The following is a 9,002-nucleotide window of genomic DNA, read 5'->3' on the forward strand; positions in this document are numbered from 1 at the left end:
ACCCCCGTCGTCGTCACGCGCACCAACGCCAGACGATCTTCGGCACTCAACGCAACCGGATACTTCTTCTGCGAGGACACGGCACCCCTGCCCGGTCGAACGGAAGCGACAAGGGGAGCTTGCCCGACCCCAACTCCACCAACCAGAACAACACTTAGCCGCGACGATCTACTAGTAGGTGCCCCTGACCCGGTACTTCACTGTCGGGGCGACGCGATTCGAACCCACGGTCTCTTCGTCCCGAACTTGGGGGCTGTACGACGCTGCTGTACCGCAGTTCGCCATCCGGCTGAGGCACTTCGGGCGGCCGTCCGCCGCTACGGTAGCTCGAGGTTTCGTGCTTCGGCGACGAGAGCGGCGAAGCACTGCGGCAGCGGTTGGCCCCGGAGGATGCGGGTCTTTCTCATCCGCGCGCGTTCGTCGGGCTCCAGCAGCATCGCGGTGTCCGTCAGTTCCACGCCGCGGTAGAAGAAGACGTTGATCCAGTCACGGGCGGTGAAGATCTTGACCACCGCGCGGTCGTTGACGGCGAAGTACGGATGTCCCCATTTGATCGCTTCGTCGAACGGCCCGGCTGAGCGGATCGCATCGACCACTGCCGAAGCCGCCTCGCGCGGCCATGGCGACTCCAATGCCGCGAGGTAGGTTGTAAGCGGGTCAGGCGTACTCATAGGTCCTGATTGAGGTATATGCGGTTCCCGACCAGATCGCGCAGCATGACGCCGATGCCCCAGGGCTGCTCCTCGGGTTCCCCGTCGAACATGACGCCTGCGGCGCGCATCCGCTCATGGTCGCGCCGGCAATCGTCGGTGGAAATGCTGAACAGCGGCAGACCGGCAGCCTGCCTTCCAATGACCTCCTTCTCCTCGGGGCTGCGAGCCAGCTCGAGGTTGACGGCCAGCCCGCCTTGGCCCGGGAATCCCACGAGGATCCAGCGGTAGTCGCCCAGTCGGTTGTCTTCCAGGCAGCTCATTCCGAGCTGGTCGGTGTAGAACGACAAGGCAACGTCGAGGTCGTCGACCAGTACTTTGAACAGCGGGATCGTTGGCATGATGCCCTCTCGTGCGTGTTGAACGATCGGGATCAGTCTGGGTCGGGCTGTCGGGTCGTGTCTTGGATCAATGCGACATCCGAGCCGGAACCGCCGGCGGCCGCCCGGAACTGCCGACGGTAGGCACTCGGGGTCATTCGCGCGAAGGAGGCGAACGCCCGTGACATGTGACTGTGGTCCGCGTAGCCCGCGGCGATGGCGACATCGGCCAGCGGGTCATCAGACGCCATGAGCAGCCGTCGCGCGCGTTCGAACCGCATACGCGCGATCATCTGTTGCGGCGTGGAGCCCAGGGCCGCGCGGAAATTGCGCTGCAGCTGCCGTTGGGACAGCGCGCACGCTTCCGCGAGCGATTCCACCGACATCCCGGCCGCTCGCCCGGCGATCCGCTGCCCCGCGATCCGAAGGTCGTCCTGCGGCGTCGTCCATGCCCACAGCTGTGCCAACAGGGCCCGATTGAACCCGGAGACCGGATCGGTGGATCGGGCCGCCGCGGACACCTCTCCCACCAGATGTGTCGCGAACACCTCATCGGCTGGCGCCCACTGCCGCCCGCGGAAGACCCGGACGTCTCCGAATGGGGCCAGACCCCACCAAGGAAACCGAACGGACCACTGGGCAACCCGACCGTCCGCGACAAGGCGAAGCGGACGATCCGAGGTGCCGATCGCCACACACTCCGGCAGCGGCCCGGCGTCGTCCCGAAACGGCGCTCCCAGCTGCACCACCAACTCGACACAGGCGTCGGGAACGACGTCTTCCACTTCGTCGGTGCCAAGAGTGCGCTCATAGAACCAGGCGCACTCCACCCACTCGGACAGACTGTCGTGGAGGCGTTCCTCACGATAGGCGATGGCGGCCACAGTCCCATGATGCCCGCCGCTGCCATCGCATGCGTGGCCGCTCCTGGCAGCCCTGGAGCCGGGCCGCCGGTGACGAGGCTCCGTCGGAGATCGAGGGAGAAGATCTTCTCCCGGATTTCTCCCGAGCCCACTCTCTCGCATTGGCGTGATGCGGAGTGATCTAGCGAACGATGAGTGTGGACGGTGCCGCGTCTCGGCGCCGGAGGCCCCTGCCTCGCCTTCTGGTAGCGCAAGATGCGGTCTGCTTGATCCGCTTCGCGCAAGCCCGGTTCCTGGGGTCCTTGGCGCACCCAACGGCGACCGGTACGTGCCGGCACGCATGCGGTGCGACAACGGGGTCGACGCACACCCACTACATAAAGTGACGCGTAGTCACATGTCGTGTTTGGCTGCGGTGTGCTGTCGGCGCGCACGGTTTGTCCGGTCGGGGCCCGCCCATCCTGACGAAGCGAGGCTTCGTGATCCCATATGTGGGCAAGGAGCCCGGGCCGCAAGGCGGCCCGGTACCCGACATGAGCCGGCCCGGGCCAGGCCTGGGTACCTTGCGGCTGGTCATGGGGGTCCTGGCCATGCTGGCGGGACTGTCTCTACCGGTCCTGGCTGCGGCCCCGGCACGGGCCGCCGCCCCCACGCCGAACGCCTATGTCGCCAATCAGTTTTCGGACACGGTGTCGGTGGTCGACCCGGCCTCGAACACGGTCACCGCCACCATCACCGGCTTCGCCGCCCCGTTCGGTGTGTCCATCACCCCCGACGGCACCCACGCCTACGTCACCAACAACGGCTCGGACACGGTGTCGGTGATCGACACCACCACCATCAAACGCGGCAGGCACTGCGAAAAGCAGCACCACCACAACAGCAGACACGACAAGAAGCACAAGCCCGGATCCCGGTGAACGTTCAGCTGGACGGGGCTTTCGCCTTGAAGCTCAGTCCGGGGCCCGTCCGGGTCCATCCGCGGCAGGGCGCTTCGGCCGGCCCCCCCGTTTGGCCCCGCCGGGAGTGAGAGGTAGCGGATCGCTGCTCTCTGACCAGGGCATCCCGCTGGAGCGCATCGCGCAGCTTGTCGGGCACACCAGTCAGGCGACCATGGAGGACGTCTACCGGAAGCAGCCCCGGCCGGTGATCACCGAAGGCGCGGAAGCCATGGACGTGATCTTTGCCCAGCGTCGCGAGGTCACCGACTGCGAGGCTTGATCAAAAAGCCTTTGGCCCCCTGTTTGGCCCCCCGAACACGACCAGGGGCCAATCGCGATCACGCGATTGGCCCCTTGACCTGTGTCTGGGTGGCGGGATTTGAACCCACGACCTCTTCGTCCCGAATAATGTACGGAAAGATCGCTGGCCAGGAGCACTTGGCTGCTGTGCAGACCAGGGCGTTGGTGCGAGTTGGTTCCGGTGGGTGGCGATCCGTACGGCTTCCTTGATCCACTCCCCGCTCACTCCCCAGGACTGGCCCGTCAGGGCGACGCAGGCTGAGACGCATAGTGGCAGGGCTTCTCGGGTTTCTCGGACTTGTGAGGTTTGCCCTTCCCCGGGGTGATCGCGACACCGACCGGGTTGGTGCCGACGGGGAGGATGGCTACGACGGTGTTGGCGATGGTGTCGATCACCGACACATCGTTCGCGCCGCCGTTGGCGACGTACGCGTCAGGGGACAAAGGCGTGGACACGCAGACGCCCCGCAAGGTCGGGCTTTCACCGCAGCAAGCTCCCGAAATATGCACGGTCGAGCCCCAGCCCGATGATCGGGCGGAAGCGGAGCGCTCCCGCCATGCGGGAGCGCAACCCCACACAGCGGCGAATGGGATTTCCGCTGCACTCCAATCCAGGAACCCCCCACCGCAACCACCGGCGAATTTGGCATGGAGTCGACCGAAGATCGCCACGCTTTGTCGACGTCCCTCGGGATGACGGCATGGTCAGCCCAGATCAGGGCATTCTCCGTGTCGATCTCCAGTGCGGGGCGGCAGTCCACAACGCAGTTGACCTTCGTCGCCGCCATCACACTGAACCCATTCAGCGAGATGGCGGCGTAGCGCAGGGGTTAGTACCTGCACAAGGGAGACCAAACCCGCATCCATTGCCCGTACCGGTAGGACCACACCCACGTCCAGCACCCAAACCTACCGAGCACAGGACCACCATGCCCATAACCACCGAGCACAGGACCATGGCCGAGACCACCACCAGGCCCGGGACCACCATGGCCGAGACCACCACCGGGTCCGGGACCGCCATGGCCGGGACCACCACCGGGTCCGGGACCACCAGGCCCGGGACCACCATGGCCGAGACCACCACCAGGCCCGGGACCACCATGGCCGGGACCACCACCGGGTCCGGGACCACCAGGCCCGGGACCACCATGGCCGGGACCACCACCGGGTCCGGGACCACCAGTCCCGGGACCACCAGGCCCGGGACCACTACCAGGCCCGGGACCGAGGTGTGCGGCTGTCGCGGTATGGGCCGATGTGGCTCCAGCTGTCGTAATTGAGGAGACGGTAGCTCCTCCGACAAGTGCCACGCAGGCAGTACCAAGAACTGCGAGACGCTTCAACCTTCTAGGCATAACGACCCTTCCCTCTAGGGAGAGCGGCTGACCTGCGACGTGCGTACTTTGGCCATGCAATGTTCTTCCCATGCATGGCTCCCTTCAGCCACCACTATCTTGCCCAAACTGAATGTCCTAGCCGGGGTCCGACACGAGTGCAGCGGTCAAGTTATCTCTTCTTCTCAGGAGAATCTCGAAAGCGATGTTCGCCACTCGGTTGGAGTAGAGGTGAACCGCACCGGCCCATGCCGGGGATGAGGAGACGGCCGCGGCAGGGCAAGTCCCGCCACGCTCGCCCGCAGTCACGCCCAGCGCCCGCTCCTTTTCGGCCCCCGGACCGCGACGTGCAGGTTCGCTTGCCGGGTCGGTCAGATGCATCGCCTTCTCCATACAACCGGGCGGAAATGGAGAATCACGACTGGAGTACTAGGAGCAGCCGGGTACGGTGCTGGGGCTGCCGCAATTGCTGGGCTGGTTATCGGCGACGAGACTGGCGACCAGCGTCACCGTGCCACTGGCGTTGAAGATGCCGTCACCGTTTGCACCCGTTCCCAGCGCCTGGTTGTGGGTTACCCGGCTACGGGTAAGAGTCGTCGTGCCGAACGCCGTATTCACGATGCCGCCACTGCGGGAGTTCGCCCCGGTGCCACGACGGCGCAGACTTTCACGGATGACATGTCCGGCCTGCATTCGTACAAGGGCCTTTCGTGTGGGGTCTCTCTGGCCGACTGACAGCTCAACCAAGAACACAGAAACTCATGGATGAGCGCCTGGGGCATGAGGACGGTTCGGTGCAGGCGCGCTACTCGCACATCACCGCGCGGATGAGGAAGCGCCTCATGGACGAGCTGACCGAGCAGGGGAGTCCGTGGAGGGGGAGGGGTTAGCTCACAGCTTCGGCCACGGTGACCATGCTGGTGACGACCACATCGGCGCCCGCATCGCCCAAGGCGCGTTCCTTGCCGGGTTTGTTGGCGAAACCGATGCAGCGCCCGCCGGTGGCTTTCGCTGCCTCCTCGTCCGTCACCGAGTCACCGATGAGGGTGCAGTCGTAGGGGTGCGTGTTCAGCTGACCGGCGGCCATCAGCATCGAGTGAGGGTCGGGCTTCATCAGGTCCGGCCAGTACGGGGTGCGGCCCACGACCGTGTCCACGAGGTGACGGAGCCCGTGCAGCATCAGGAAGGCGCGCACACATGCCGTCGAGTTGTTGCTGAAGATGGCGACCTTCCGGCCGAGGAGCGGGCCGCTTCGAGAGCGGCCACGGCACCCGGGATAGGCGGGCCCGCCAGCTTGACGGCCGTCACCTAAGGTGGCGCGCGACTTCGGGTGCGGGGTGCCCCGCGAACACGTCGCAGATGGGCCCGTCGAAGTCGAACAGGACTGCTCTGGTGGCTCCGAGTGCTTCCGAGAGGGTGCTACTTCCCATCCGGGTCGAAGTTCCTTCCGATGGTCTTGGGTGACGACCTTGTTCGGCCGGATCGGGTAGTAGCCGAAGAAGGCGTCTTCCTGGTTGATCACGTAGGCCTTGAAGAACTGCGTTCCGCTGTGGACACGCACGCTCACCTTCGCCTCACTGACCAGCCCGAGCACGCTGGGTTCGTGCATGGTGTTGGAGATGCTTCGGGTGAAGCGGACCATCATGTCGTGCATACGAGCCCGTAGGCGCGGGTCGTCGGCGCCATCCTCGCGCCTGACGGGTGCGGCCTGGGGGACTGACGTGTCCGGCACCAGGATGCGGATGTTGATGGTCGACGGGGTCGACGGGCTGGTACCCGAAGAAGGCCCCGCAGGAGGCACGCCCTGTGCCGGTGATGGCGGACCCCTGGTCGGGAGTGCCGGCGCGCGGCCGGAACGCCTCTGGCAGGGCGGACGCTTGCTGGCTTCCGATCGCGCGAGGCCTCACTCCGCATGGGCTCAGGCACTCGCACAAGACGGTCATGGAGGAGCTCGGAATCCCGCCCAAGCTCATGGATGAGCGTTTCGGGCACGAGGACGGCTCGGTGCAAGCGCGCTACTGGCACGTCACCGCACGGATGAGGAATCGGCTCATGGATGCACTCACCGAGCAATGGGAGGAGTCGTCGCAGGCGCGGTTGGCCATGCATCCTCGATCCCCGGTGCGCGCGCTTGATGCCTTGCTGAGAGCGCGCCAGGGGTGACGGTCGGGAGCGGATTTCCTTGATCCACTCCCCGTTCACTCCCCAGAGGTCCCGGGGAACGAGTCAGGGCCGGTTTCCCGTGAAGGAAAACCGGCCCTGACCTGCTGCTTCCGCTGTCGGGGTGGCGGGATTTGAACCCACGACCTCTTCGTCCCGGCCCTGGAGGATCGCCGACCTGGGGCTCAAGTCAAAGATGCAGGTCAGAGCGTCGGGGTGTGTCGGTCTCCGGTGGTGCTCCGAGGCCGCCATCTCAAGATCGTCTCCAGGATTTCTCCATCGCGGATGGCCCGGCTGCGTAGTGGGTTCGCTGCGTCTGCCACCCGCGCGCCAAGCTGCATCGCGGACCGCTCACTCCCCAGGACTGGCCCGGCAGGGCGACGCAGGCTGAGGCGCATAGTGGCAGGGCTTCTTCGGCTTCTCGGGCTTGTGGTGTCTGCCATTCCCCGGGGTGATCGCGAGAGCGTCCGGGAAGGCGCCGACGGGGACGGTGTCTACGACGGTGTTGGTGGTGGTGTCGATCACCTGCACATTGTTCGAGCTGCCGGTGGCGACGTAGGCGCGTCGGCCGTTCGGGGTGATCGCCACCTCCCACGCGCCGCTGCCGACGGGGACGGTGGCGACGACGGTGTTGGTGGTCGTGTCGATCACCGACACATCGTTCGAGTCCAAGTTGGTGACGTAGGCGCGAAGGCCGTCCGGGGTGATCGCGACATCCTGCGGGCCGCTGCCGACGGGGACGGTGGCGACGACGGTGTTGGTTCTGGTGTCGATCACCGACACCGTGTCCGAGGAGACGTTGGCGACGTAGACGCGTCGGCCGTTCGGGGTGATCGCGACACCGAGCGGCATGCCGCCGACGGGGATGGTGGCGACGACCTTGTTCCTGGCCGTGTCGATCACCGACACCGTGTCCGAATTTCGGTTGGTGACGTAGACGCGTCGGCCGTTCGGGGTGCTCGCCACACCCTGCGGACCGCTGCCGACGTGGATGGTGGCGGTGACCTTGTTCCTGACCGTGTCGATCACCGACACGCTGCTCGAGCTGCCGTTGGCGACGTACGCGTCAGGGGATGAGTCGGCCCAGGCCGGGGATGAGGAGACGGCCGGCAGGGCCAATCCCGCCAGCACAGCCAGCCCTGCCACGCACGCCCGCAGCCACGCCCAGGGCCCGCTCCTATTCGGCCCTGGACCGCGACGTGCAGGTTTACCTGCCAGGTCGGTCAGATGCATCGCTGTCTCCTTGCAACCGGCGCCACGGCCCGGCGACCCCGACAGCGAACAGGTTTGCTCTGGGGATCAGAAGAACCGTGAACTGGGGAAATCGAAACAAATTACATATAGTGCGCGTTCTGACAGCCAGTCAGCCAGTCAGCCAGTCAGCCAGTCAGCCAGTCAGCCAGCCAGTCAGCCAGTCAGCCAGTCAGTCAGTCAGTCAGCCAGGCGCGCCCGGCTGCGGCCATACGAGGTCCGGGTGCAGCGCGCTGCCGGTCGGAGGGGGCCCTCGCCTGCATCGATCGCCGCCAGGTCGATCACAGGGGACTTTCGACGTCGCCCAGTCCGTGCTGTGTCCTGCTCGGCTGTCCGCATGCGGTGCGGCAACACGTTCGACGCGCATCAGCTACATAGAGTGACTCATAGTCACATGTGGTGTGTGGCTGCGGTGCACCGGCGGCGCCCACGGTATGCCCGGTCGCTGCCGCCCTTCCTGACGAAGCGAGGCGTTCGTGATCCCACATGCGGGCAAGCGGTCCGGGCCCTCCAAGGGCGGCCCGGTACCGGACAGGAACAGGCCCGGGCCACGCCCGGGCATCTGGATGCGGCTGGTCATGGCGGTCCTGGCCACGATGGCGGGACTGTCCCTGCCCGTCCTGGCCGCTGCCCCGGCACGGGCAGTCGCCCCACCGCCGAACGCCTACGTCACCAACTTCGGGTCGAACACGGTCTCGGTGATCAATACGGCGACGAACGCGGTCACCGCCACCATCCACGTCGGCGGCGGCCCGGGCGATCTGGCCATCACCCCCGACGGCGCCCACGCCTACGTCACCAACCGCTCCTCGGGCACGGTGTCGGTGATCGACACGGCGACGAACACGGTCACCGCCACCATCCACGTCGGCAACACCCCGACCGGTGTGGCCATCACTCCCGACGGCGCCCACGCCTACGTCACTAATCAGAGTTCGGGCACGGTGTCGGTGATCGACACGGCCACGAACACGGTCACCGTCACCATCCCCCTCGGCGGCGGCCCGGCCGGTGTGGCCATCACGCCCGACGGCGCCCACGCCTACGTCACCAACCGCTCCTCGGGCACGGTGTCGGTGATCGACACGGCGACGAACACGGTCACCGCCACCATCCACGT

General features: G+C 66.2%; 10 protein-coding genes and 2 pseudogenes. 5 read left to right on the forward strand and 7 right to left on the reverse strand.

What is annotated here, in order from left to right; all coding sequences use genetic code 11:
* Window positions 1-317: 317 nt before the first annotated feature.
* From ABZ845_RS31360 to ABZ845_RS31370, 3 genes are read right to left on the reverse strand one after another with little or no spacing between them, the layout of a single operon-like run.
* A complete protein-coding gene (locus tag ABZ845_RS31360) occupies window positions 318-671 on the reverse strand; it encodes a DUF1801 domain-containing protein (protein WP_360986749.1) in 354 nt (117 codons plus the stop codon).
* Window positions 668-1,051, reverse strand: a complete 384-nt coding sequence (locus ABZ845_RS31365; protein ID WP_360986752.1) for a VOC family protein — start codon at window positions 1,049-1,051, stop codon at window positions 668-670. The genes ABZ845_RS31360 and ABZ845_RS31365 overlap by 4 nt, the downstream gene beginning before the upstream one ends.
* A gap of 32 nt (window positions 1,052-1,083) precedes the next feature.
* Complete coding sequence (locus ABZ845_RS31370) at window positions 1,084-1,914, reverse strand: AraC family transcriptional regulator (RefSeq protein WP_360986755.1); 831 nt, start codon at window positions 1,912-1,914, stop codon at window positions 1,084-1,086.
* 554 nt (window positions 1,915-2,468) lie between these two features.
* Between ABZ845_RS31370 and ABZ845_RS31375 the strand changes: the two genes are divergently transcribed.
* Window positions 2,469-2,813: a YncE family protein gene (locus ABZ845_RS31375; RefSeq protein WP_360986758.1), complete on the forward strand. Its 345-nt coding sequence runs from the start codon at window positions 2,469-2,471 to the stop codon at window positions 2,811-2,813.
* A gap of 106 nt (window positions 2,814-2,919) precedes the next feature.
* Window positions 2,920-3,114, forward strand: a pseudogene (locus ABZ845_RS31380) (site-specific integrase); the annotation flags it as partial.
* Window positions 3,115-3,377: 263 nt separating this feature from the next.
* Here the strand turns inward: ABZ845_RS31380 and ABZ845_RS31385 are convergent.
* Entirely contained in the window at window positions 3,378-3,590 is a 213-nt protein-coding gene (locus ABZ845_RS31385; protein WP_360986761.1) for a hypothetical protein, read from the reverse strand.
* 473 nt (window positions 3,591-4,063) lie between these two features.
* Between ABZ845_RS31385 and ABZ845_RS31390 the strand changes: the two genes are divergently transcribed.
* Window positions 4,064-4,417 (forward strand): hypothetical protein, encoded by a 354-nt coding sequence (locus ABZ845_RS31390; RefSeq protein ID WP_360986764.1) that lies wholly within the window; start codon window positions 4,064-4,066, stop codon window positions 4,415-4,417.
* A 483-nt stretch (window positions 4,418-4,900) separates the two neighbouring features.
* Here ABZ845_RS31390 and ABZ845_RS31395 read toward each other — a convergent pair whose 3' ends face one another.
* Together ABZ845_RS31395 and ABZ845_RS31400 are read right to left on the reverse strand one after the other, a co-directional pair.
* Window positions 4,901-5,164, reverse strand: a complete 264-nt coding sequence (locus ABZ845_RS31395) for a hypothetical protein (RefSeq protein ID WP_360986766.1) — start codon at window positions 5,162-5,164, stop codon at window positions 4,901-4,903.
* Window positions 5,165-5,357: 193 nt separating this feature from the next.
* The gene (locus ABZ845_RS31400) at window positions 5,358-6,116 is read right to left on the reverse strand and encodes an HAD hydrolase-like protein (RefSeq protein WP_360986768.1); all 759 of its coding nucleotides are present in this window, start codon (window positions 6,114-6,116) and stop codon (window positions 5,358-5,360) included.
* A gap of 119 nt (window positions 6,117-6,235) precedes the next feature.
* Here ABZ845_RS31400 and ABZ845_RS31405 point away from each other — a divergent pair.
* Window positions 6,236-6,634 (forward strand): annotated as a pseudogene (locus ABZ845_RS31405) (tyrosine-type recombinase/integrase); the annotation flags it as partial.
* Between the two features lie 348 nt (window positions 6,635-6,982).
* Here ABZ845_RS31405 and ABZ845_RS31410 read toward each other — a convergent pair.
* The gene (locus tag ABZ845_RS31410; RefSeq protein WP_360986771.1) at window positions 6,983-7,777 is read right to left on the reverse strand and encodes a YncE family protein; all 795 of its coding nucleotides are present in this window, start codon (window positions 7,775-7,777) and stop codon (window positions 6,983-6,985) included.
* Window positions 7,778-8,358: 581 nt separating this feature from the next.
* Here ABZ845_RS31410 and ABZ845_RS31415 point away from each other — a divergent pair.
* A partial coding sequence (locus ABZ845_RS31415) for a YncE family protein (protein ID WP_360986774.1) occupies window positions 8,359-9,002 on the forward strand: 644 nt, incomplete at its 3' end.

Source organism: Streptomyces sp. NPDC047022, from assembly GCF_040644155.1.
Taxonomy (GTDB): domain Bacteria; phylum Actinomycetota; class Actinomycetes; order Streptomycetales; family Streptomycetaceae; genus Streptomyces.

Coding starts and splice junctions, on each gene's coding strand:
- ABZ845_RS31365 (WP_360986752.1), bottom strand. CDS start 1,051: ATGCCAACGATCCCGCTGTTCAAAGTACTGGTCGACGACCTCGACGTT.
- ABZ845_RS31375 (WP_360986758.1), top strand. CDS start 2,469: ATGGGGGTCCTGGCCATGCTGGCGGGACTGTCTCTACCGGTCCTGGCT.
- ABZ845_RS31390 (WP_360986764.1), top strand. CDS start 4,064: ATGCCCATAACCACCGAGCACAGGACCATGGCCGAGACCACCACCAGG.
- ABZ845_RS31395 (WP_360986766.1), bottom strand. CDS start 5,164: ATGCAGGCCGGACATGTCATCCGTGAAAGTCTGCGCCGTCGTGGCACC.
- ABZ845_RS31400 (WP_360986768.1), bottom strand. CDS start 6,116: ATGATGGTCCGCTTCACCCGAAGCATCTCCAACACCATGCACGAACCC.
- ABZ845_RS31360 (WP_360986749.1), bottom strand. CDS start 671: ATGAGTACGCCTGACCCGCTTACAACCTACCTCGCGGCATTGGAGTCG.